A 22385-nucleotide genomic window follows, 5' to 3' on the forward strand; every position below is an offset into this window, starting at 1 on the left:
TAGACACTGGACTGCCTCCCCACGAGGGATAAGGAGTACCAGTTGACGGGCACCACAACAGGAGACCTCTCGGATGTCTACGAAGCACTGGCGGCATACATAAGCGGAGGGCCGCGCCCCGGGTTCGCTCAAGTCGAGAAGCTGTCCGGGGTGAGACTGCAGACGGCGGACGAACACGATGTGGGTCGTCTCCTGCTGTTGGGGGCCTTGAGCGCCCGACTCGACGGCGGAGGCTCGATCGCCCGTGGGCTGCTCGAGGTCGCCCGCCGCTACGAGGATTCCTCGTTCCTCTACACCGGCCGTATCATCCCTCGGGTCAGGGAGATGATTGACATACTGGAATCCGCGGTCGACGGGCGCTCCTCGAGTGCTCTGACGGCGGTCGCCGACCACCTGAGTCAGGGATGGGCCGCCTACCGCTGCTCAATCTTTCCCGACGCATTTGCCAGACTCAGTCTCGAGCTGGGCCTGGAAAAGGAAGCGGACGCCTTCACGAAGACCTCGTTCACCTGCTGGCAGGATGGCCTGTTGGCAGCGGCCGCCAACCGTCCGAGCGAGGCCAGTGAGCACTTCCGGGACTCACTCGACCGGTACCGAACCTACTTGTACCACGCTGATGCCGCCTGGCTGTTCACCGACGTCATCATCACCGAACTCATAGCAGGGCGCGAAAGAGCCGCAGCGCAAATCTACGATGAACAGTTCCACTACGTCGAGGAGGTGCTCGCCCAGTACCCGGTTCCTGACAGCGGCGAACGTCACCTCTTTCAGATCGGTGATGTGCAAAGCGGCGGCTATCACACCTTCGTGGAGTCCGCCACGTTGCACCCTCAGGGGTTGACACAACAGGACCGGGAGGTGCTCCGGCGGTACGTTCGAACCAGCGATTTTCTTCTGAGGGCCTGCCGCTACCATTCCGAAGACGACTTCAACGCAGCCTTGGATCTTTTTTCCTTCGGGTGGACCGGCTTCCCGTCCTCTCCTTATCCACACATTCTGCAGCACGTCGCCGACCGCTACGGCAGCAGAAGCGCACCGTGGAACGTCTACCGGACCGCGTATGCGCGCTGGCACTCCATGCTTCGCCTGGGCCGGGCCATGCCGAAGTCCGCCACCCTCATCCAGGCCGCCGTGGAACTTCACGAGCGGCTCGTGTACGCGGGGATGGGAAAGCACGCCGCCATCGCGCTCCTCGACGCGGCGGTCGTGCACGGCCGACTGCACGGTACGGACAGCACCGCCGAGTGGATCAGCAGATACGTGGCCGACCTCAGACCGCAGATCCCGGACCTGTTGCGCGCGGCGGTCAACTACCTGCAGTCCGGGGAACGCAGCGGCGCCGACCACTTCCTCACTCCCTATATCGGCCGACGCTCACACCACACAGCACCGGACCTCATCTTCGCCGGCGCCTTCTGGCACCATCACGACCGACCCGCGCACACCGAGGTCGTCCTGTACGGCCGGCTCCTTACGATCGAGGGAGTTACCGTCTACGAGGACGCCCCCGAACCCCTGGTGGACATCCTCGACGTACTCGGCACGGAGTTCCGCCGCAGCCGACAGGAGCAACGCGATGTGCCGTTGCTTTCGGCGGCCGAGCTCTCCTCGCGCACGGGTCGTACCCCGGCCGCGCTGGCCCAGGCCGTAAGAAGGTTCCGCAACAGGGCACGGGAGAGGTTCCGGGAAGCCACTGACTGGAACCTCGATCCCGACACCGTGATCCAGGGGCGTCCCGGGTACCGGCTCAACCCGGCCACCGTAGAGCGCTTCTGCAGATATCCCGAACCCGAGTCCCCGCCCTGCGCCGAAAGGATCGCGCCATGAACACTCCGCACACCGCCGTCGTCGACCCGGCAGCCGTCGACTCACAACACAAGCTCGTGGTGGCCCTGAAGTCGAAGTTGCCCCCGGGGGTTGCGGCCAATGCGGTCGGCCACCTGTGCCTGGGGCTGTCCGTCAAGGCGGCGACCCAACGTCCGGAGCTTCTTCCGAAGATGTCCTTTCTCGCATTCACCGACGCGGACGGGGGCCTTCACTCCCCGGTCTCCGGGCTGTCCCTCGTGGTCCTGGAGGGGCGCCCGGCGTGGATCCGGCGACTGCGTGACGAGTCCGAAACCGCGGGGCTGCTCTACACCGACTTCACCGGAGAGATGACCGGTGGCACTTACGCCGACCAACTCGACCGGATGAAACAGACTCCGGAGCAACTTCTGGACTACTACGGCGTCGCCCTGTTCGGAACACGCGACGAACTGGACCCGCTCACCAAGAAGTTCTCCCTCCTCCGTTGATCTCAAGGAACCCAGGCATGAATATTTCAGATAAAATCGACCCCCGCGATCTGGCCGTTGTCCCGCAACGGGTCGTGGACAGGGCGCTCGAAGGTGCGCTCAAAGAGTGCAAGGCGATTGTCGAAAAGGTGTACGTCGACGCCGCCAACGATCAACTCGTCAATCCGGACAGCCTGTTCCTGCGTCCCGACATGGAAGGCAGGGAGCGTATTATCGCGCTCCCTGCCTATGTGCCAGGGGATGTTTCCGCCATGGGTGTGAAGTGGATATCCAGCTTCCCCGAGAACATCTCCCTCGACCTCCCCCGCGCCTCGGCACTGATCGTGCTCAATGACCTGCGTACCGGGTTCCCCGTCGCGGTGCTCGAAGGGGCTCGCATCAGCGCCTACCGGACTGCCCTCTCGGCCCTCGTAGGCGCGGAAACGCTGCTCGGCCGTGATCGCTCAGCGGCAAAGGTGGCCGTCGTGGGAACCGGTTACATCTCCCAGACCACGTTGCGGGTCATGGCGGACGAAGCCTGGAGCTTCGGATCACTGTCCGTCCATGACATCGATCCCTCCCGCGCCCGCGCGTTCGCTGACCGGGTTCCCGCCCACCTCGCTGCCGAGGTGTCCATGGCCGACGACGCGGGGCAGGCGGTCGCGGGTGCCGACCTGGTGCTGCTCGCAACCACAGCCACGGTTCCCCATATCGCAGACATTGGCGCGTCCAAGAGCGACGCGGTGGTTCTGCACATGTCGCTGCGCGATCTCACGCCCGAGGCGATGACCGGGGCCACCCAGGTGGTCGACCATGTGGCGCATGCACTCCGTGAGAAGACCTCACTCGCTCTGGCCGTCGATCAGGGGACAGTCCAGCAACAGGAGATACAGGTCATCGGGGATTTCCTGCAGGGCAGGGTCGAGCGTGATCGCGGCAGGCGGGCGATCTACTCGCCGTTCGGCCTGGGATCGCTGGACATCGCGGTCGCTCAGCTCGTCCTTGACCGATCGCGCGGTGCCGAGGACGTGACCGTCATCCCCGGCTTCTCCTCTTCCTGACAGTTCTCCGACGACGTTCAACTCCCCGGCCGCCCGGGCCGCGACGGCAGGAGGATGTCTTCGAGGTCGGCCGGCGGTCGGCGCCCGAGGAAGGGCTGCAGCGCCGCCCGGGAGCCGGTGTCCCCGGCGAGGATTCCACCGATCAGAACGCCGGTGTCAGGGTGAAGAAGCACTTTGGCGTAACGGGTGGGACCCTCGGCGAATACCATCTGCTTCCCGCCCTCAGCGCCGGGCCGGGAGGTGCCGAAGCTGGCGATGTTCACGCCGGGGAGACGCAGTGTGGTGAAGGTGTCCGCCGCGTTGAAAGGTTCAGCGTCGTGCCCGAGGAGTTGCCGGGCGACACTCGCAGCCATGCGATAGCCCGGCGCGACCAGCCCGTAGCAGCGGCCGTGCACTGCTGCGCATCCACCGACCGCCCAAATGCGGTCGTCAACGGTGCGGCAGTAGGCGTTCACGAGAACGCCTCCCTGCGGCGCACGTTCCAGTCCCAGGGCGGTGGCGAGATCGTCGCGTGGCCGCACCCCTGCCGCGAACACGACCAGCGGAGTGTCGATGACCGTGCCGTCGGAGAGGATGACCGAACGCACCGTCCTGTTGGGATGCGCGTCAACGGAGTCAACCGCCGTGCCGCAGTGCACCACCACACCGATGCGCGCGACGTGCTGTTGCAGTACACAGGCGGCGTCGGCATCCAGTTGGGCGGGCATCAAGTGCGGTGCCGTTTCCACGATGTGGGGTCGCATTCCCAGCGACCGTAACGCGTTGGCGGCTTCCAGACCGAGGAGGCCGCCGCCGACCACGACTCCGGCATGTCCGGGCCGGGCGGCGTCGCGGATCGCGTCCAGGTCGTCGAAGGTGCGGTACGCGAAGCATCCCGTCAGATCACGGCCGGGAACTGGCGGCACGAACGGACGAGACCCGGTGGCCAGTACGAGCGCGTCGTAACGCATCTCGGCGCCGTCGGCGGCACGCACGATGCGGGCAGCACGGCAGCCGCCGACGGCCGGGCAGCCCAGCCGGACCTCGACGGCGGGATGGTGCAGGAAATCCTCCCTGGCCAGGGCGAGGTCGTTCTTGCCCTTGCCGTCCAGGTAGGACGAAAGGCTGACCCGGTCATAGGCGGGCTGATCCTCTTCGGCAAGGATGATGATGCGCCACTGACTGTCCGCGTCGAGCGCCAGAACCGCTTCGGCGAGTCGGTGCCCCACCATGCCGTGCCCGACGATCACCAGAGTCCGGTCCACGTCGCCCCCTCCTGCGCCTCTCATCGCCAAGGAACTCGCGGCTTCGACCGCCGATGCAGCCATCGCCCGGCACGAGGTCGGCTTGTCGGGCCGCTGTCCATCCCGCCCAGGCCAGGGTCGACCGCGACGGACGGGCAGGGTGCACATAACCGATCGGTCGACATCTGAATGGCCTTCACCAAGGTTGCGCCTGGGCACTTCTCAGGTCCTCAGACAAGTACAGTAGCGAGCAACCCCCCAGGCGACAAGGCGCTTCTCCGGGCGCTCGTTCGGCAGCGCGACGCGCCCAGGGCGGGCACCCGACACGTGAGCTGTCCGCGTAGCACCGTGTTCTTGTGTCGGAGCACGAGCACGAGCACGAGCACGAGCACCAGCACCAGCAGCATCAGCCTGCGGCTCGGTCGAGGCGAGGGATCACGCCCCACTGTGCGCGGAATTCCCGGTCGGGATGAATGACACGCAGTCCGTAGCCGTTGTTGAAGCCATTCGATGCGCAGGTGTACGGCTCGATGGCCAGACCCTTTCGGCGGCGTGCCGGGTCGGGCAGCGTATCGCCGGTGTACACCTGCAGGAATTCGTGCTGCCGGTCGAGCCACACCGTGAGGGAGACCGGGGACTTCGGTGAGGTCATGTCCACGCGCGCCTCACCGCTGCCGTCGCGGGTCAGATCGGCGAATCCGGTGTCCATGACCGTGTGCCCGAGGCGCCGCGGATTCCGGAAGTCGAAGGGGGTGCCGGCCACGGGAACAGGCGGAGGGACAGGGATGCTGCGGTGATTGGTCCGGAAGTATGACCTGGCCGGCAGTGTGAGGACGATGTCGTCGATGAACTCCGTGCCAACCGTGAAATACGGATGCATTCCCACCCCGTAGGGGACGGGGCGGTTACTGAGGTTGCCGACCTCGTTGGTGACCGTGAGGCCCCGCTCGGTGAGTTCAAATGTCTGGCGCAAGCGCAGGGAGAACGGATAGCCCGGCTGGGCGTGCAGCGTCAGCCCCATCACGAGACGCGACGGATGGTGTTCCACCGTGCGCCAGTTCATCCACCGCGTGAGACCGTGGATGGCGTTCTGCTGGGCTGGTTCGCTCCATGGCAGTTCCTCGGTGACTCCCTCGAACACATACGTTCCATGATCGATCCTGTTGGGCCATGGAATGAGCAGTTGACCGTATGAGGCCCCCGTGGGATAGGAATCGGGGGGGAAGCCGTCCAGAAGTTCGCGTCCACCCGTCCGGTAAGACCTCAAGCCCGCGCCGAGCTCGGTGACCACCACCGTCTGGCGGGCCCGCGAGATCTCGTACTGCTCGCCGGACAGTCCACCGGCCCTTGAGCGGTCCGGAGCCGAGTGAGCGGAGGGCGTGGCCGAGGGCAGCAAGCCCAAACCCGCACAGGCCCCGGCTGCCAGCACCGTGCGACGGAGCGGCTCGGCTCCGTCGTTTCGGCCCTGTCGTGCGGTCATCCCGTTCCCTTATCGCCGCCTTGCGGGACGGCGATATTGCACACCTCCTGGGCTCAGTGTGCCGTCGCGCGCCGAGGTTGGCGCTTTCGTTTGGACCATCGGGGGGTGCCCCTGACTCTTTTCTCTTCCGTGAAGGAACGGGGTCATTGATTCGTTGGGGTTCAGGCTGTTTGGGGACGGGCCGGGGCGCAGCGAAGATCGCCGGGTACGCCCATGTCACCCCAGGCCGTCGTGGATGCAGACGTCCAAGTCGATCGCCGACGTGCAGAAGGCCGTCGCCGACGCCAACAAGCAGGTGCGGGCGGGCGCGTCGGCAGATGTTGGTCGCGTCTTCTCGGTGGCTCGATTCCGCCCGTGAGCTCCCACTCAGTGATCGTCATCACCACTCGTTACGCAAGGTTACGCGCCGTCGCTCACCTAGGGTCGATCTCGTCACTCGACGGTGACTCGCCTTCACCGCAGCAGCTGCGGAGTTGACCCCTGTCCGGCGGGCCGCGTGGTCCACACGCATCAAAAGTGGTCCACACGAATGAAAGAGGAAGAGGATGACATCCAACCGAAGTAGCCGTCTTGAAGCATTAGGAGCGTTCCTTCCTCCAACTGTGCAGTCGACCCCGGATCTCGTCGCCCAGGTCACCGGTGTCCCGGGGCTCGACCTTCAGGGGATCACCGGGGTGGCGGAACGCCGGGTCTACGACGCGCGGCCGGCGGCCCACGAGGATTCGTACGGGCTCGCGCTCAAGGCCGCCCGTGACTGCCTGGAAAAGTCCCGGTACGAAGCGGCGGATCTGGACGTGATCATCAACGCGTCGATCACACGCTTCAAGGACGGGTCGGACTTCTACTTCGAGCCGTCCTTCGCCCGGCAGCTGGCGGCCGAGCTCGGCGCCCGCTCCGCCATTCACTTCGACATATCCAACGCCTGCGCCGGGATGATGACCGGGGTGTACCTGCTGGACCGCATGGTCCGGGCCGGGATCGTACGCACCGGCATGGTGGTGAGCGGTGAGCAGAACACCCGGGTCGCCGAGACGGCGGCGGCGGAGATCACCGACTCGTACGACCCGCAGTTCGCGTCGCTTTCGGTGGGGGACGCCGCGGTCGCGGTGATCATCGATGAGTCACGGGACGAGGCGGACCGGATCCACTACGTGGACCTCATGACCTGCTCCGAGTACTCGCACCTGTGCCTCGGCATGCCGAGCGACAGGACCGAGGGCATAGCCCTCTACACGGACAACAAGCAGATGCACAAGCGGGACCGGCTGCGGCTGTGGCCCACGTTCCACGCAGATCTGCTGGCCAAGCACGGGCGCACCTTCGCGGACGAGGGTTTCGACTATGTCGTCCAGCACCAGGTGGGCACGCGGTTCGTGGAGTACGTCAACGCCATGGCCGCGACCGAGTTCGAAACGCCCATGCCGCAGTCGCTGTCCGTGGTCGAGGAGTTCGGCAACACGTCCTCCAACTCGCACTTCCTGGTGCTGCGCCAGCATCTGAGGGCCGGAACAGCGCGCCAGGGCCGCAAGTACCTGCTGGTGCCCGCCGCTTCCGGCGTCGTCACCGGGGCCCTGTCCGCCACGATCTCCAGCCTGGGTGTGTGACCGATGAGCATGGTTGTCAAGGCCGCCAGGACCGTCCGGCCGCTCCCGTCCGACGATGCCGCCTCCTCCGTCCGGCTGGCCTCCAGGGCGGCGCGGGACTGCCTGGCGGAAGCCGGGCTCTCGCCCGACTCGGTGGGCGTACTGATCAACGTCGGTGTCTACCGCGAGTCCAACACTTTCGAACCGGCCGTCGCCGCGCTGGTCCAGAAGGAGGTGGGCATCAATCTCGACTACCTGGCGAGCCCGATGCCCGTCGCCGGGTTCTCCTTCGATCTGATGAACGGCGCCTGCGGCGTCCTGAACGCCCTTCAGGTCGCCCACGCACTGCTGGAAACCGGCTCCACCGAGCGGGTGCTGATCACCGCGGCCGACGCGCACCCCGGCGGACGCGCGGCGGACGACGACGCCTATCCCTACGCCGACTTCGGCGGGGCACTTTTGCTCGAACGCGCCGCCGAGCCCGGATACGGGTTCGGTCCCGTCCTGCTGCGCAGCGGGGGCGGGCCGGCGGGTACCCGGGGCTATCTGAACACCGCGGCCATGGGGACCGGGGGCCGCGGCATGATCACCGTCGAGCGGGACACCGACCGGGTGGAGACGCTGCTCGGCCTGGCAGCCGACGCCGTGGACGAGTACGCCGCCGCGGAGCGGCTCGACCTGGACCGCACCCTGCTGCTGTGCACCAGGGCCGCGCCCGACTTCGCCGACCGGCTCACGCGGCGCCTCGGCCTGCACCCCGGGTCGGTTCTCGCGCCCACGGCCGAGGGCGCGGACGGCGAACCGCACACCGCCGCCCCGATCGCCGGATACCTGCGAGCCCGGCACGGCGGTCTGCCCGCGGGCAAGGACCACCTGCTGCTGGTCACCGCCGGAGCGGGTCCGAGCGCCGCCTGTGTGAGCTACCGGCCGCGGGACTGGTGACCGCCGCCCGATGACTGCTTTGAACGGATCCACCGATCTGAACGGTTCCACCGAGGGGCTCGCCACCCTGCTGGAGCGCAACGCGCGCCTCTTTCCCTCGAAGACGGCGATCATCCACCCGGACGGCCGTGAGCCGGACGGCAGGGTCCGCTACCGGGAACTGGCCTACGGCGTGCTCCAGGAGCAGGTCGAAGGCCTCGCGGCCGGGCTGGCGGACATCGGCATCACCCGAGGCACCCGTACGGTGCTGATGGCGGCGCCGGGGCCCGACCTGTTCGCGCTCGCCTTCGCACTGTTCCGGCTCGGCGCGGTTCCGGTGGTGGTCGACCCGGGCATGGGCGTGCGGCGGATGCTCCACTGCTACCGGGCGGTGGGCGCCGAGGCCTTCATCGGCCCGCCGGTCGCCCACGCGGTGCGGGTGCTCAGCCGTCGTACCTTCGCCCGTACCCGGATCACGGTGACGCTGGGGCGCCGCTGGTTCTGGGGCGGCCACACCCTGGAGAAGCTGCGCGGCACCGCGCCCGGAGACGGCAACGGTCACGTCACCGGCGACGACCTGATGATGATCGGATTCACCACCGGTTCCACGGGCCCGGCCAAGGGCGTGGAGTTCACCCACCGGATGGGCGTCGCCATGGCCCGTGAGCTGCAGTCCGCGCACGACCGCGGCCGCGACGACGTGTCCCTGATCACCCTGCCGCTGTTCGGGATGTTCGATCTGGTCTTCGGCTCCACCCTGGTCGTGGCCCCGGTGGCGCCCTCCAGGGTCGCCGACGCCGAGCCCGGCCCGCTGGTGGACGCGCTGGCCCGCTTCGACGTCACCACCATGTTCGCCTCCCCCGCCCTGCTGCGGGCCCTCGGTGCCCACCTGACACGGCAGCCGGCCGAACTGCCCGCGCTCCGTTGCGTGGTGTCCGGAGGCGCGCCCGTACCCGCCGAGGTGGTGGCCACGCTTCGCGCCGTACTGGACGAGAAGGCCAAGGTCCATGTGACCTATGGGGCCACGGAGGTGTTGCCCATCTCGTCCCTGGAGTCCGCCGAGATCATCGAGGATACGGCGGCGCTCGGCGCACTCGGCCTGGGTACCTGTGTGGGCCGCCGGCTTGCCGGTCTGGACCTGCGGATCATCGCGGTCACCGACGATCCGCTGCCCGACTTCGGGACCGCCCGGGCCCTGCCGGCCGGGGAGGTCGGCGAGATCGTCGTGACCGGGGACTCGGTGAGCCCGCGGTACCACCGCGACCCGGCCGCGGACGCGCTGCACAAGGTCCACGAGTACCGCGGAGACGTCGAGCCGGAGCGTGTCTGGCACCGCACCGGTGACCTCGGTTACCTGGACGGGCAAGGGCGGCTCTGGTTCTGCGGGCGCAAATCCCAGCGGGTGCGCACGGCGGACGCGGACCTGTACACCGTGTGCTGCGAGGGCGTGTTCAACGCCCACCCCCTGGTACGGCGCAGCGCATTGGTGGGCGTCGGACAGCGGCCCGTGGTCTGCGTGGAGACCGAGCCGGGCGTCGACGGGGAGCGGTGGCGGGCGATGCAGGGCGAGTTGCACACCCTGGCCGACGGCAGCCGGGCGACGACGGGACTGCGGGACTTCCTGCGCCATCCCGGTTTCCCGGTCGACGTCCGTCACAACGCGAAGATCAACCGCGAGGAACTGGCCCGCTGGGCCGGACGCCGGCTCGCCCCGGGGTCGGCCCCGCCGGGGTGGCGGGCACGCGCCCTGCGCGCCATACCGCTGGCGGGCTGGGCCTACCTGCTCTACGGCACCGTCCGGTCCTTCGACGCCGTACCGCTGGTGGCGCTGTGGTGGATCGACGCGTTCCTGAGCATCGTCGTGCACGCCGCCCAGGTCCCCAAGGCGCTGCCCCGAGGCAGGGCGGTCGGCCGCTCCACGGCCATGACGGTCTGGCTCACCATGATCTACGGGGCCACCTGGTGGCGACAGCTGCCCGCGGTCCGGACGGGGGTGACGCCATGAAAGTTCTGGTCACCGGAGCGTCCGGCTTTCTCGGCGGTCACCTTGTGGACGCCTGCATCCGCGAGGGCCATCACGTGAGAGCGCTCGTACGGCCCACCAGCGATGTGGCCCGTCTGCGTACCGTCCCGGGTGTGGACATGGTCCACGGGGATCTGCGCGACGCCGAGGCGCTGCGACGGGCCGCCGAGGGGGTGGACGTCGTCTTCCACAGCGCGGCCAGGGCCGTCGACCACGGCACCCGCGCCCAGTTCTGGGACGCCAACGTCGCCGGAACCCAGCGGCTGCTCGACGCCGCGTCCGGGGCGGGCGTGCGGCGGTTCGTGTTCGTCAGTAGCCCCAGCGCCCTGATGCGGAGGGACGAGGGCGACCGACTCGACATCGACGAGAGCACCCCGTACCCGGACCGCTGGCTGAACCTGTACTCCGAGACCAAGGCCGTGGCCGAGCAACGCGTACGAGCCGCGAACCGGCCCGGGTTCACCACGTGCGCGCTGCGCCCGCGCGGCATCTGGGGGCCGCGCGACCACTCCGGATTCCTGCCCAAGCTTCTTGCACGGATGCTGGACGGACGGCTGCCCGACCTCTCCGGCGGCAAGCGGGTGCTGGTGTCGCTGTGTCACTGCGACAACGCGGTCGACGCCTGTCTGCGTGCCGCCTTGGCCCCCGCGGACCGCGTCGGCGGCAACGCGTACTTCGTCGTGGACGCGGAGCGGACCGACCTGTGGGCCTTCCTCGCCCGCGTCGCCGAGATGTTCGGGGGCCGCCCGCCCACTCGTCGTGTCCCCGGGCCGGTCAGGGACGCACTTGTGGAGGCGGCGGAGCTGCTGTGGCGGCTGCCTCCGCTCGCGGCCAGGAGGGAGCCCCCGCTGAGCAGGTACTCGATGGCCCTGCTCACCCGTTCCGCGACGTACGACACGGGGGCGGCGGAGCGGGACTTCGGCTACGTACCGCGGATGAGCCAGGAGGCGGGACTGCGGCAGCTGGCCGACTGGGCCGCGTCGATCGGCGGGGCGGAAGAGTTCGTGCGGTCCGTACGCCGGGGGGCGAAATGAACACTGTCCGACGCGCGGGGCGCGAGACCCGATGGGCTTCCGGAAGAGATATGCGAGAGCGGATCGGTGATGTGAGGACCAGGGCCGAGGGCACGGACCACCAGGAGCGCTTCCGGCGTCCGGTGTCCCCCAACGAGTGGCTTTACCTGGCCTTCGAACGGCGCAAGGGGGCACCGTTCGTCATCCAGCTGGTCGTCGAGGGCCGCGGCACCATCGCGCCCGGCACGTTGCGGCGAGCCGTCGCCGACGCGTCCCGGGCGTGCCCCGGAGCGCGTCTGACGCTGTCCGGCCGGACGTGGGTGGACAGCGGCCGGGCTCCAGCCGTCCGGGAAGTGACGGATCTCGGCCAGGGACTGCGCGCGCCGCTCGATCCCGGCAAGGGCCGCAGCTGCGAGGTGATCGTGTCGGCGGGGGAGCCGACCACGCTCGTGTTCCGCGCGCACCACGCGGTCATGGACGGCCGTGGCCTGCTCTGCTGGGCCCTCGACGTCTTCCGCGCACTGCGCGGCGAGGAGCTCGTAGGGGCGACCTCCCCCTTGTACGACCTTTCCCTACTGGACGAGTTGACAGGTGCCGGTGGCGGTGCCGGTGCCGGTGGCGGTGCCTTACGCCGCAGACAGCGGCAGCAGGCGAAGTGGCCCTCCCCGCTCGGCGGCGCGCGCCGCCCGGACGCTCTTTTGCGGGCCTCCACGCGCGCCGGAGCCCACTGGGCCAGGCGTGCCCTCGACGGCGTCCATCACGACCTGGTGGCGAAGATCGCCGCGGCCGTCACCGATGTCTCCGGCGCCGCCGCTCGTGTGATGGTTCCGGTGGATCTGCGCAGGCATCGCCCCGGTCTGCGGGCGAGCGGCAACCTCACCCTGCCGGTCTTCCTGGAAGGCGGGCCGGGCCAGGGCTGGTCCGAGTGGCGGGAGAATCTCCTCGGGGCACTCCTCACCGGCGACGAACTCGCCGCCGGTGAGGAACGGCATGCCCTGCGGCTGCCGCGAGGCGCGCTGCACCTCCTCGGCAGCGCGGCGGGCACCGCCTCCTCCGCGCTCGGCCGCTTTCCCTGTACGGCTCTGGTCAGCCATCTCGGCCGCATAGAGCCGGAGGCCGTGCACGCACCGGGCTTCGAGGCGGGCACGGTGTACTCCCTGCCGGTCCAGGTGCCGCTCGTCCCCGTCTCGTTCACGACGCTCGAATTCGGCCGCCACACACAGCTGGTGGTGTCGGCCGGAGAGGGCCAGGACGTCGCCGATGCAGAGGTGCTGCTGGACGCCGTCTGCGAGACCCTGTCGCCCCCGCGGGACCGCCGGGTCAGCGGGGGCCGGGCACCACAATCGCAGGCCCCCGCCACCCTGACGTCCATGCTGCGGCACCAGGTCGGGCTGACCCCGGACGCGGTGGCGCTGACAGGCCCGGAAGGCCCGGTGAGCTACCTCGGACTCGACCGGCGTTCCGACGTGGTGGCGGCCGAGCTGCGTGCCCGGGGTATCGGGCCCGGGGCAGTCGTCGGGCTGCTCACCGAGCGCACCCCGGCGGCCATCGCCGGTCTGTGGGGGGTGCTCAAGGCGGGCGCGGCGTATCTGCCGCTGGATCCCGGGCACCCGAAGGCCCGTATCGCCGCCCTGCTGAACGACTCCGGCGCCGCCATCTGCCTGGCGAGCGCGGCGTACGAGGCCCTGCCCGGCGACGCCTGCCCGGTTGTCGTACTGGACGGACTGCCGGTGGAGGGCGCCGAACCCGCGGGCGAGATCGCGGCGCCCGACTCCGTCGCCTACGTGATCTACACCTCCGGTTCCACCGGCGTGCCCAAGGGGGTGCAGGTCGAGCACCGCGCGCTGGTGGCGTACGCGAGGTGGGCGGGGGAGCGCTACGGGATCGACGCGACGTCCCGCTTCGCCCTCTTCACCTCCCTTGCCTTCGACCTCACCGGCACGGCGATCTTCCTCCCGCTGCTGGCCGGGGGCAGCATCGCTCTCGTGCCTGGGGAAGTCGGCCACCGCACCCTCACGGAACTGCTGACCGGCCTCGGTGCGAACGCCCTCAAACTCACCCCGGCCCACCTTGATCTGATCATGTCCCTCGGTGCCGAGCCGGCGGGCTTCAGGTCCCTGGTCGTCGGCGGCGAGCAACTGCGGGGACCCGCGGCCGCGCAGGCGCACCGGCTGTTCGGACCCGGATGCCGGATCTTCAACGAGTACGGCCCCACCGAGGCGACCATCGGCTGCGTCGTCCACACCTTCGACCCGGAGCGGGACGGCGAGCGGGCCGCCGTACCCATCGGTCTGCCGGTCGACGGCACCGACGTCGTCCTGCTGGACGGGGACGGGAGCCCGGTCGGCCCCGGCGGGACCGGCGAACTCCATCTGGCCGGTGTCCAGCTCGCCCGCGGCTACCTCGGCCGACCCGAACTCGACCGCGAGCGGTTCGTCCGCCTCGCCGACGGCACCCGCGCCTACCGCACCGGCGACCTCGCCAGACTCGCCGACCACGGCGCCCTCGAGTTCCTCGGACGCACCGACGACCAGCTGTCCATCAGGGGGTTCCGGATCGAACCCGGGGAGGTCGAGGCCGCTTTGGAACGGCATCCCCAGGTGACCCGCGCGGTCGCCGCCGCCCGCCCCGGCCCGGTGCGCGAACCACTGCTCTGTGCCTGGGTGACGGTCACCGGCGGCAGCCGCACCGAGCCGGAGGCGCTGCGCGATCACGCGGCACGGCTGCTGCCGCCCCATCTCGTCCCCACCGCCGTACGCGTCGTGGACACCTTCCCGCTGACGGTCAATGGAAAGATCGACCGGACGGCCCTCCCGTCACCCTTCGAGGAGGACCGTCCGCCCGGAGTGGCTGCCTCCTCGGCATCGGACGGCGACCCGCTCACGACCGCCGTGGCGGCGATCTGGTCGCGCGTCCTGGGTGTCGCGGACCGCTCCATCGGGCCCGGCGACGCATTCCACCGACTCGGCGGCGACTCGCTGACGCTGCTGCTGATGCTGAGTGAGATCGCTGCCGACCTGGTCCACGAGGAGGGACAGCAGGCCTTCCAGACCGCGGTGCACGGCCTGCTCCGCGACGTCACCGTCGAGCGGGTGTGCGCCGCCGTCCGCAACGCCAACGCAGGACACAATCCCGGAGCCACCACATGATCTTCGTCGGCCGGGGCGCGCTCCTCCGGCGCGCCGTCGACTTCGCCCTCACCGTGGGCCATCGAGTCGATCTCGTATGCTCGGACGATCCCTCCGACGCCACGGCGGCACCTTTCCTGCACACCACCGACATCAACGCTCACCAGGAGCGTCTGCGGGCAGAGTGCACGGACGGAATCGTCTGGTCCATCAACAACCTGATGCTCTTCCGGACACCGCTGCTGGAGTCCGGCCTGCGGATCTACAACATCCACAACGGCCTTCTGCCCCAGCACCGTGGCCTGCCCTCCGCGGCAGTCCTCTTCGCCATCCTCCACGGCCACACCGAGTACGGCGCCACGCTGCACGAGGTCGACCAGGGCATCGACACCGGACGCGTCCTGGCGGAGCAGCGGTTCGGCATCGGTCCCGACGCCCGGTACCACCAGGTGCTGCTGCGCGGGGTCCAGAACTGCCACCAGCTCTTCGAACGCAGCCTTTCCGCAGTCGTCGCCGGATCACTGCCGCCTTCCGGCACCGCTCTTCCCAGGCCGGCCCACGACCCGCCTTCCGGGTACTACGGCCTGCGCGCGTTGCGCGATCTGGCCCGCTACAGCGACGACCCCGCCTACGCCCGTGCCACGGATCTGGGAGTCACCGCCGCGTTCGTCCCGGAGGTGGAGGCCGCGATCGCGCGGACCGTTTGAGCGAACCGTCTCAGTTCGGCGCTTGCACCACCACGACCATGGGTGCGGCACGCCTGGTACGTCGGGTCACGGAGTCGGGTACGGGCGTGGGGTGTTGCGGTCGCGGTCTCGACGGAGGGGGTCGCGCCGGGGGTGTTCGGTGCGGGTCAGGGGGTCAGGACGACCTTGCCCGTGACGGTGCCGGACTCCGCCAGGCGTAGTGCCTCCGAGGTCCTGGCGAGCGGCAGTTGGGCGGCGATGCGGGCGGTGACCTCGCCGCGGCGGACGGCGGCGAAGACCTCCCCGAGGTCGGACCGAAGCCGGGCGCGGAAGCGGTTCTTGCTCAGGGCCCGGCCGGCCCAGATGTTGTAGAAGGAGGCTCGGCGGCCGTTGGGCAGGCGGTTCCACAGCCAGGTGCGGGCGAGGATCTTCAATACGGGCCACTGCTTGGAGCCCGTGTCGTCGCGGGTGGAGGCGCTGCCGTAGGCGACGAGCGTGCCGCGCGGGGCGAGCAGATGTCAGGAGTATGGCAAGGCTGTCCGGACCCGCTGCGGCAAGCCGAACGGCACCCGTCCCTCGAGGCGGGCGCCGTTCCGTGGGCTTGCCGTGGCGGCGGCCCTAACCTGCCATGGACAGGGTGTAGGGAGACAAGGCCGGAGCGAGCTGAACTCCGGGGGCCAGGCTGAGTGCGACGAGAGCGTCGGGCAAGCCGCGTCCGACGTGTGCCGCCTCCACCGTGCCCGGGGCAGCCAGCTGGCGGCAGCTTGCCGCGATGATCTCGAACAAGTGCTGCACCCTGCCAGGTCCGCGAGGCAGCAGCTGACCGTGGAAATTCTCGTGGTGAGCGAGCACGAGAGCGGCCAGACCGGCGACGTGGGCCGAGGCCGCGCCGGTGCCGTCGAGGGCCGCGTATCCGCCCTGGGGCGCGCACGACAGGACCGCCACCCCGGGGGCGGCCGCGTCGACACCGGGGCCGTAGCAGCTGAACGGCGCGGCGAACAGCCCATCCGGTGTCAACTGCGGTCCCGAGTGGGTGGCTTGGGAGGTGTCCTGCGGGTACGACCCGAACAATCCCAGCGCGCCCACGGTGAACACGGTGGGGAGTGAGCCCGGGAAGGCGACCGGGCCGCCGGTGTCGCCCGCCGGGGCGACGCAGGCCATGCCCGCCGCGTAGGCATCGGCCAGTTTGCGTGAGACCAGCGCCGACGAGTACGGGGTCGCCACTCCGATGTGGGCGATGTCGACCTCGCGTTCGATGCAGTGGTCCAGGGCGGCAATGAGGTCGCTGAAATGCCCGTCGGGCATCACCTTGCAGACCTCGATCTCGGCATCGACCGCGATTCCGATGACGCCCTTGCCGGTGTCCGCCCCGGCGATGATGCCCGCCGCGTGCGTACCGCTGCCCACCATGTCGCGGGCCCAGTCCTCGTCCGTTCCGCGCACGAGATCGACCCCGGAACGCACCCTTTCCTTCAGATCCGGGTGCTCGGCATTGACCCCGGAACCGATGACCGCGATCTTGACGCCGAAGGCGCGGAACGTGGGGGGCAGCCGGTCCAGCCGCATGGCCTGCTGGCCCCAACCGTACTGCTGCCGCTGCTCCAGCTCCGGGTACACCTTGGCCAGCGGGGTGAGGGTGACGACGTTCTCCCGGGTCGCCGACAGGTCGGGGCGATGGATCCAGCGGTCCGCGTACCCGCCCTTGGGCCGGACGTAGAGGGACTGAATGGACTGTTCGGTTTCTGTCGCCAGTGTGATGGTGGCCATCCCGTCGGTCCCGGTGATGCCCTGGCCCGGCCATGTCGCCCCGATCAGGAATACCCCCGCGCCCGCCAGGGGTTCGCCGTCCGGGCCGCAGACGCGCACCGAGACGTCCATGGATTGGTCCAGCGGCATGACCAGCCCGGGATCGCGCAGCGGCAGAGTCCCCGCAGTCGGTGTGGCGGCGGGGCCGGTTCCGGACAGCGGCAGGTCCGGCTCGACGTGCACGTGAAGCGATCGCATCGCGGGCACCTGGGCCTCGGCGGCCTCGACGACCGCGATTTCCGGGCAGGCCGGGGGCAGACCGGCCGACTGGAGCTTCTGCGATGGCCGGATTTTGCGGGTCACTTTGACCTCGGGCATCCGGTCCAGCCGGTCACACAGGGCGTCCATACTGAGTTCGGGCACTCCCGGGGGGAGCAGATTCTGCGGCAGCGGTGCGACCATGTACCGCTCCCGGCGCGGCTGTACCGCGAGCGGTTCCTGTGTGCCCTTCTTGCGTGGCCCCGTTTCCTTGCCCTCGGGCCCTGGCCCACCCGCCTCCATGCCCTCGGATCTGCTCCCGCGGTTGTTTCCAGGCCTTTCCTTGACCATTACGTCCACCTTCACCACGCCTAGGTCGTACTTGTGCTCCTGATCCGGCGACGGGCAGTCAGCGCTTCCAAGGTGATGCGGTGTGCCCGGGATCGAGTCCGGGACACACCGCATCGCGCTCTGCCCAGAGGTCAGCCGATACCGAAGGGCTGACCCATCTGTCCGAAGCCGAAGCCCGGCTGCTGGTATTGCGGGAACTGCTGGCCGTACGGCTGCTGGCCGAACCCGCCGCCCCACTGCTGGCCCTGCTGGCTCTGCTGCAGGAGCGTCATGATCGCGGTCGGCAGCGCCTGCTGCACGGACTGCTCCACGGCGCTCCGGACACCCTGCTGCAGCGAGTGGTGCAACGCCACAGCCAGGTAGGGGTGCGCCTGATGGGCGATGCCCTGCTGCTGGAGCTGCTGCTGGACCTGCTGGATCTGCTGCAGCGTCTGCTGCATGCGCTGCGCGATCTGCTGGCTTGCCTGCTGGCATGCCTGCTGGATCGTTTGCTGGACGATCTGCGCGAGCTGCTGCGGGGCGCCGGTCTGCTGACCGAACTGTTGCATGGGTTGGGTACCGGTCATCACCGACATGAATACTCCATTCGATGGCACCACTGGGAAGCCGACATGCATGTCTATATCGGCCTTATCGGGTAAATCCGACGTCCTGAAACTAAGTTGGCGTCGCTTCGACCGCAATCGGGATGACCCCCGGCGGGAGGCACTCACGGTCGGACAGCCGACTGGAAAAGCACGTGGTTCGCCCGGCGGCACAGGGTTCGCAAAGGCGTCGTCGTGCCATGCGGCCGTCCGGGGGCAGGGGCTCGATCCGACGGGAATCGAGCCGCCAACCGAGTGAGCGCCATAGGCGGCCTGTGCCGCATGAGATCCGGAGCCGGGCGGTTGACCAGGTCGTTCGCTGGGCCTGGTCGGGATGACGAGGAAACTCGGTTCGGCCCGGTGGCCAGGACCCGGGCCACGTTACTCCCGGGTTCGAGCGCACTTGAAGTGACGGGACGTTCCCGGCTGCGCCGTCCCGCTACCGTGTGCGGCCGACGGTGCTCGGCCGTGCTGTCTCGGCAAGGTGCTTCTCTCTCTGCTGCCGCAAACGGGCTTGGCAAAGGCGGCGCACTGGTCAGGGCGGGGTGTGAGGCCGCGTGTCGGGCGGCCTTGGGGCCGCTCCACACGCCGGGGCCGTACGCCCTTTCCGAGGGCCTTCGGTTGGCGGATGGTGCCAAGTGACGGGCTGCCAGGGCGATTTGTGGCCTACAAGAGTGGCGCACCCAGGCCCCTGGGGGTGGCGACCGGACGCCCGAGATGATCGGCGGTGTGACCCGGGAACGCTACCTACCGCCCCCGACTGAAAGAACACGTTCGAAAGGGCAAGAAGAAATGAGTCTCTCCCGACTGGGCACGCGCATGGCGATGATCACCGCCGCCGTCGCGCTCGGTGCTCTCCCGTTCGCGGCTCCCGCCCCGGCCTTCGCCGCCTCGCACTCGGTCGGCCTGACCGTCGGACCCGTGCCGATCCCCCAAGTCCCGCTCTCCGCCTGCATCGACACGACCTGCGTGTCGACTCCGCCGCTCAACAGCGTCAAACTCACCACGACGGCAACCGTGAACGGCCTCGCACTCCCCGTCCTCACCGCGGCGTCCTGTCCCAACGGCGGGCAAGGAGCCGCGATCAGGGTTTCCAGCCTCACACCCACGACCGTCACCATCAGCGGATCGGTGACCGGTACCTCCTCCAGCGGCCCGGTGAACATTCCGCTGGGCCCCGTCACGGAAAGGATCACCCCCGGCACGCCCGGCGTCCTCGTCTCCGCCTGCACGACCTGACATCGGGCTGCGCATCTGGCCCGCGGCCTTGGCGTACCGCTCGGCGAACTCGTCCCACAAGGCCTGCCTGGCCGCTTGAAAACAGTGCCGGGTCTCGCCGAGCGAGACCCCGGCCTTCACCGCCGGGCGACGATGCTGATGACGAGGGACACGGCGGTGAGGGCGAGAACGCCGGAGGCCAGGGTCACTGCGGGGATCGGATCCCTGGCCCGCACATGTGTCAGGACGGCGCCGGACATCAGTGCGCACAGTCCCGCGAGGGACGCCATTTCGAGCGGACGGATCGCCTGCCCCACCAGGACGCCGAGGCCGCCGGAGGCTTCCAGCACGCCGATCGCCTTCCACCGCGACGGGGCCATGCCGAAGTGGTCGCGGTACTTCAGTGACCGGCTCAGTCCCACGACTTTGACACCCCCGGTGCAGACGAACAATGTGCCGAGGATCAGGTTCAGGATGGTGCGAACGGTGCTCACGGATCACCTTTCCAGGATGGGGACGAGCAGGCGCGGATGAGATACTGCGCGGTGATGACCGAGCCCACGACTGCAGCGGGACGCCCTCAAGGACGCCCTTCGACCATGCGCGACAACCAGCGGGAGGCCTCTCGGCGCAGGCTGCTGGACGCCGCGCTGGGGATCCTCGCCGAGGAGGGCTACCGCCACCTGACCGTGAAGGAGGTGGGGGAACGGGCGGGAGTCAGCCGGGGCATGGTCAACTACCACTTCGCTTCCAAAGCCGGGCTCATCGACGCGGTCGTGCGTGACATTCGCGAGGTCTTCGTGGACCAGCTGCGGGCATTGCCCGGATACGACCGGATGAGCGGGCTGGAGGCCGTCATGGCCAAGCTGGACCAGTACTTCGCGCGTCTGGCCGAGCCGGGCCCCGGTGTACGGGCACGCGCGCTGCTGGTCCTGTTGATCGAGGCGGTCGGCAGTCCGGAAGACATCTCGGGGGAGCGGCTGGCGGACCAACTCGACCTGGTCCGTACCGGCCTGGAGGAGGACATCCGGCGGGGGGTCGCGGACAGCAGCATCCGGCCGGACATCGATCCCCGCGCCCAGGCATTCCTGCTGGAGAGCCTTGCACGCGGAGTGCTGCTCCAGTACCAGTTGGACCCCTCCCGTGCGTCTCTCGCAGACATCGGCCGTGCCGCCCACGACATGGCGCTGGCGGCGCTCGCCCCGAGGGGGAAGGCCTCCTGATCCCGCCGGACGGGCCGCGCGGCAGGAGTCGGCCCAGGTGCGAACGGGAGGACCGGCGCACCGCGGTCAGACCGCACTCAACCCGCCGTCCACCACCAGCTGCTGGCCCGTGATGTAGGAGGCATGGTCGGAGAGCAGGAAGGTGACGGCCTGCGCCACCTCCCACGCGGTGCCCTGCCGAGCGAGCGGGATTCGCTCGAAGGAGGCGGTCCTGGAGGCCCGGCCCGCGGATGCCTGACGGCCCATCGGGGTGTCGATCAGGCCGGGGACGACCAGGTTGGCGCGGATGGCGCGTGGCGCGCCCTCCTTGGCGACGTGCCGGGTCAGACCGAACAGTCCGGCCTTGGAACTGTCGTAGGCCGGCGACCCGGTGGCGGCTCGAAGTCCCGCCAGCGATCCGATGAAGACGATCGCGCCGCCGTCGGCCATCGCAGGCAGCCCGTATCTGGCGGCGAGGAACGGCGCCCGCAGGTTGAGGGACAGGACGCGGTCCCAGTCCTCGGGGGAGGTGTCGGCCAGGCCCCTGCCCAGCCCGATGCCGACATTGACCACCAGCGCGTCCAGGCCGCCGAGCTCACGGACCGTCCCGGCCACCAGCGCGGCGGTCTGCTCGGCGTCGGTGGCATCAGCCACCAGGGCAGCACCGGCAGAGCCCTCGGCGGTGACGAGCCCGGCGGTCGCTTCCGCTGCTTCGGGCACCACATCGGCACAGGCCACGTCTGCTCCCTCGCGGGCCGCGAGGACGGAGATCGCGCGGCCGTTGCCGATGGGTGCTTCCGGATCGGCGTCCGGTCGCGTGCCGGCGCCGATCACCAGGAGCTTGCGACCTGACAGCCGACGGGCCGTGCGCCCCGGTTCGCTCTGCTCATCCATCGTTCTGGCTCCCTTCAGGGAAGCCGGCGTGCTCGAAGCCCGGTTCCAGTCGAACCCCGGCGGAGTTGAGGAAGAAGGCCACCAAGTGGTACTGGCCCACGAGTACGGTGATCTCGATGAGCGCGGCCTCGTCGTAGTGGGACGCGAGGGCCTGCCATGTGGCTTCGCACACCACGGCGTCGTGGTGCAACTGGTCGGCGGCTCGGAGCAGATGCCTCTCCAGGTCCGTCCATGCGCCCGCCTCCGGTCCCTGGACGATCCGCTGGAGGTCCTCCGTTGTGACACCTGCGGCCTTGGCCAGCGGCACGTGGCGTCCCCATTCGTAGGCAGCACGGGTGTTGTGTGCGGTGCGAAGGATCAGCAGCTCCCTGACCCTTGCCGGCAGCAGTCCGTTGCGCAGCAGCTGGCTGCCGAACGGCATGAACCGCTCGTAGAGGTCCGCATGGCGGGCCAGTGTGGTGAAGATGTTGGGCACCTGGCCTCCCGGGTCCCGGGGAGCGGTGCTGAGGAGCGCTGCGACCCGCGCGTCCCAGTGGTCCTCCGGTAGGGGTGCAAGGCGGGGGACTCCTTCGACTCCGTCAGCGCGTCGGGCATCGGATTCGTCGGTCGTGGCATCGTCCATGCCCTCACCCTAGAAACTGGCTGAACGTTTAGCAAGTGAATGCGCGCCGGGTAACCCGTACCCGCCGACGGCGGTGGGGCGATCAGTGGAGCATCGTGTGTCGACGAGGCAGGCTGTAT

Annotated in this window: 19 protein-coding genes and 1 pseudogene; 12 read left to right on the forward strand and 8 right to left on the reverse strand. The window is 69.2% G+C overall.

The annotated features are described in order from the left end of the window. Positions 1-42 precede the first annotated feature (42 nt). From AAW14_RS21640 to AAW14_RS21650, 3 genes are read left to right on the forward strand one after another with little or no spacing between them, the layout of a single operon-like run. Positions 43-1827, forward strand: coding sequence for a hypothetical protein (locus tag AAW14_RS21640; protein ID WP_265565565.1), 1785 nt, complete (start codon positions 43-45; stop codon positions 1825-1827). Then, the gene (locus AAW14_RS21645) at positions 1824-2294 is read left to right on the forward strand and encodes a DUF2000 domain-containing protein (protein ID WP_265565566.1); all 471 of its coding nucleotides are present in this window, start codon (positions 1824-1826) and stop codon (positions 2292-2294) included. Before AAW14_RS21640 ends, AAW14_RS21645 begins: the two co-directional genes overlap by 4 nt. Before the next feature lie 17 nt (positions 2295-2311). Next, the gene (locus AAW14_RS21650; protein WP_265565567.1) at positions 2312-3334 is read left to right on the forward strand and encodes a 2,3-diaminopropionate biosynthesis protein SbnB; all 1023 of its coding nucleotides are present in this window, start codon (positions 2312-2314) and stop codon (positions 3332-3334) included. 17 nt (positions 3335-3351) lie between these two features. Here the strand turns inward: AAW14_RS21650 and AAW14_RS21655 are convergent, their stop codons facing one another. Together AAW14_RS21655 and AAW14_RS21660 are read right to left on the reverse strand one after the other, a co-directional pair. After that, positions 3352-4578 (reverse strand): NAD(P)/FAD-dependent oxidoreductase, encoded by a 1227-nt coding sequence (locus AAW14_RS21655; protein WP_265565568.1) that lies wholly within the window; start codon positions 4576-4578, stop codon positions 3352-3354. A gap of 385 nt (positions 4579-4963) precedes the next feature. Next, positions 4964-6037, reverse strand: coding sequence for an aldose 1-epimerase family protein (locus tag AAW14_RS21660; protein WP_265565569.1), 1074 nt, complete (start codon positions 6035-6037; stop codon positions 4964-4966). A 235-nt stretch (positions 6038-6272) separates the two neighbouring features. Here AAW14_RS21660 and AAW14_RS21665 point away from each other — a divergent pair, with 235 nt between their 5' ends. From AAW14_RS21665 to AAW14_RS21695, 7 genes are all read left to right on the forward strand, one after another. After that, entirely contained in the window at positions 6273-6395 is a 123-nt protein-coding gene (locus AAW14_RS21665; protein WP_265565570.1) for a hypothetical protein, read from the forward strand. Between the two features lie 244 nt (positions 6396-6639). Further along, positions 6640-7641, forward strand: a complete 1002-nt coding sequence (locus AAW14_RS21670) for a 3-oxoacyl-ACP synthase III family protein (RefSeq protein ID WP_265565571.1) — start codon at positions 6640-6642, stop codon at positions 7639-7641. A gap of 3 nt (positions 7642-7644) precedes the next feature. Beyond that, entirely contained in the window at positions 7645-8562 is a 918-nt protein-coding gene (locus AAW14_RS21675) for a hypothetical protein (protein WP_265565572.1), read from the forward strand. 10 nt (positions 8563-8572) lie between these two features. Then, the gene (locus AAW14_RS21680; RefSeq protein WP_265565573.1) at positions 8573-10546 is read left to right on the forward strand and encodes a fatty acid CoA ligase family protein; all 1974 of its coding nucleotides are present in this window, start codon (positions 8573-8575) and stop codon (positions 10544-10546) included. Beyond that, positions 10543-11598, forward strand: a complete 1056-nt coding sequence (locus AAW14_RS21685; RefSeq protein WP_265565574.1) for an NAD-dependent epimerase/dehydratase family protein — start codon at positions 10543-10545, stop codon at positions 11596-11598. Before AAW14_RS21680 ends, AAW14_RS21685 begins: the two co-directional genes overlap by 4 nt. 50 nt (positions 11599-11648) lie before the next feature. Beyond that, positions 11649-14726, forward strand: a complete 3078-nt coding sequence (locus tag AAW14_RS21690; RefSeq protein ID WP_265565575.1) for a non-ribosomal peptide synthetase — start codon at positions 11649-11651, stop codon at positions 14724-14726. Further along, positions 14723-15412, forward strand: a complete 690-nt coding sequence (locus AAW14_RS21695; RefSeq protein ID WP_265565576.1) for a formyltransferase family protein — start codon at positions 14723-14725, stop codon at positions 15410-15412. Before AAW14_RS21690 ends, AAW14_RS21695 begins: the two co-directional genes overlap by 4 nt. A gap of 146 nt (positions 15413-15558) precedes the next feature. On the opposite strand, the pseudogene AAW14_RS21700 reads toward AAW14_RS21695, so the two are convergent. The 3 genes and pseudogenes from AAW14_RS21700 to AAW14_RS21710 all read right to left on the reverse strand — a co-directional run. Further along, positions 15559-15906: pseudogene (locus AAW14_RS21700) on the reverse strand (zinc-binding dehydrogenase); the annotation flags it as partial. Between the two features lie 103 nt (positions 15907-16009). Continuing rightward, positions 16010-17599: a S8 family serine peptidase gene (locus AAW14_RS21705; RefSeq protein WP_265565577.1), complete on the reverse strand. Its 1590-nt coding sequence runs from the start codon at positions 17597-17599 to the stop codon at positions 16010-16012. Positions 17600-17877: 278 nt separating this feature from the next. Next, positions 17878-18321 (reverse strand): hypothetical protein, encoded by a 444-nt coding sequence (locus AAW14_RS21710; RefSeq protein WP_265565578.1) that lies wholly within the window; start codon positions 18319-18321, stop codon positions 17878-17880. An 801-nt stretch (positions 18322-19122) separates the two neighbouring features. Between AAW14_RS21710 and AAW14_RS21715 the strand changes: the two genes are divergently transcribed. Beyond that, positions 19123-19569, forward strand: a complete 447-nt coding sequence (locus tag AAW14_RS21715; RefSeq protein ID WP_265565579.1) for a hypothetical protein — start codon at positions 19123-19125, stop codon at positions 19567-19569. Positions 19570-19685: 116 nt separating this feature from the next. Here AAW14_RS21715 and AAW14_RS21720 read toward each other — a convergent pair whose 3' ends face one another. Then, positions 19686-20042, reverse strand: a complete 357-nt coding sequence (locus tag AAW14_RS21720) for a DoxX family protein (RefSeq protein ID WP_265565580.1) — start codon at positions 20040-20042, stop codon at positions 19686-19688. Between the two features lie 105 nt (positions 20043-20147). Here AAW14_RS21720 and AAW14_RS21725 point away from each other — a divergent pair, with 105 nt between their 5' ends. Next, a complete protein-coding gene (locus AAW14_RS21725; RefSeq protein ID WP_265565581.1) occupies positions 20148-20771 on the forward strand; it encodes a TetR/AcrR family transcriptional regulator in 624 nt (207 codons plus the stop codon). A 66-nt stretch (positions 20772-20837) separates the two neighbouring features. On the opposite strand, the gene AAW14_RS21730 is transcribed toward AAW14_RS21725, so the two are convergent. Together AAW14_RS21730 and AAW14_RS21735 are read right to left on the reverse strand one after the other, a co-directional pair. Next, positions 20838-21644, reverse strand: a complete 807-nt coding sequence (locus tag AAW14_RS21730) for an SDR family NAD(P)-dependent oxidoreductase (RefSeq protein WP_265565582.1) — start codon at positions 21642-21644, stop codon at positions 20838-20840. Next, positions 21637-22266 carry a carboxymuconolactone decarboxylase family protein gene (locus AAW14_RS21735; RefSeq protein ID WP_265565583.1) on the reverse strand — a complete coding sequence of 210 codons (630 nt, stop codon included), beginning with the start codon at positions 22264-22266 and terminating at the stop codon, positions 21637-21639. The genes AAW14_RS21730 and AAW14_RS21735 overlap by 8 nt, the downstream gene beginning before the upstream one ends. Positions 22267-22385 lie beyond the last annotated feature (119 nt).

It is taken from the genome of Streptomyces hygroscopicus, assembly GCF_026168105.1.
Classification (GTDB): Bacteria; Actinomycetota; Actinomycetes; order Streptomycetales; family Streptomycetaceae; genus Streptomyces; species Streptomyces hygroscopicus_D.

What these genes read in the sequence shown, in the direction of transcription:
- AAW14_RS21645 (WP_265565566.1), top strand. Translation starts at nt 1,824, where the DNA reads ATGAACACTCCGCACACCGCCGTCGTCGACCCGGCAGCCGTCGACTCA.
- AAW14_RS21650 (WP_265565567.1), top strand. Translation starts at nt 2,312, where the DNA reads ATGAATATTTCAGATAAAATCGACCCCCGCGATCTGGCCGTTGTCCCG.
- AAW14_RS21660 (WP_265565569.1), bottom strand. Translation starts at nt 6,037, where the DNA reads ATGACCGCACGACAGGGCCGAAACGACGGAGCCGAGCCGCTCCGTCGC.
- AAW14_RS21665 (WP_265565570.1), top strand. Translation starts at nt 6,273, where the DNA reads ATGCAGACGTCCAAGTCGATCGCCGACGTGCAGAAGGCCGTCGCCGAC.
- AAW14_RS21675 (WP_265565572.1), top strand. Translation starts at nt 7,645, where the DNA reads ATGAGCATGGTTGTCAAGGCCGCCAGGACCGTCCGGCCGCTCCCGTCC.
- AAW14_RS21680 (WP_265565573.1), top strand. Translation starts at nt 8,573, where the DNA reads ATGACTGCTTTGAACGGATCCACCGATCTGAACGGTTCCACCGAGGGG.
- AAW14_RS21685 (WP_265565574.1), top strand. Translation starts at nt 10,543, where the DNA reads ATGAAAGTTCTGGTCACCGGAGCGTCCGGCTTTCTCGGCGGTCACCTT.
- AAW14_RS21690 (WP_265565575.1), top strand. Translation starts at nt 11,649, where the DNA reads ATGCGAGAGCGGATCGGTGATGTGAGGACCAGGGCCGAGGGCACGGAC.
- AAW14_RS21695 (WP_265565576.1), top strand. Translation starts at nt 14,723, where the DNA reads ATGATCTTCGTCGGCCGGGGCGCGCTCCTCCGGCGCGCCGTCGACTTC.
- AAW14_RS21705 (WP_265565577.1), bottom strand. Translation starts at nt 17,599, where the DNA reads ATGGTCGCACCGCTGCCGCAGAATCTGCTCCCCCCGGGAGTGCCCGAA.
- AAW14_RS21710 (WP_265565578.1), bottom strand. Translation starts at nt 18,321, where the DNA reads ATGTCGGTGATGACCGGTACCCAACCCATGCAACAGTTCGGTCAGCAG.
- AAW14_RS21715 (WP_265565579.1), top strand. Translation starts at nt 19,123, where the DNA reads ATGAGTCTCTCCCGACTGGGCACGCGCATGGCGATGATCACCGCCGCC.
- AAW14_RS21725 (WP_265565581.1), top strand. Translation starts at nt 20,148, where the DNA reads ATGCGCGACAACCAGCGGGAGGCCTCTCGGCGCAGGCTGCTGGACGCC.
- AAW14_RS21730 (WP_265565582.1), bottom strand. Translation starts at nt 21,644, where the DNA reads ATGGATGAGCAGAGCGAACCGGGGCGCACGGCCCGTCGGCTGTCAGGT.
- AAW14_RS21735 (WP_265565583.1), bottom strand. Translation starts at nt 22,266, where the DNA reads ATGGACGATGCCACGACCGACGAATCCGATGCCCGACGCGCTGACGGA.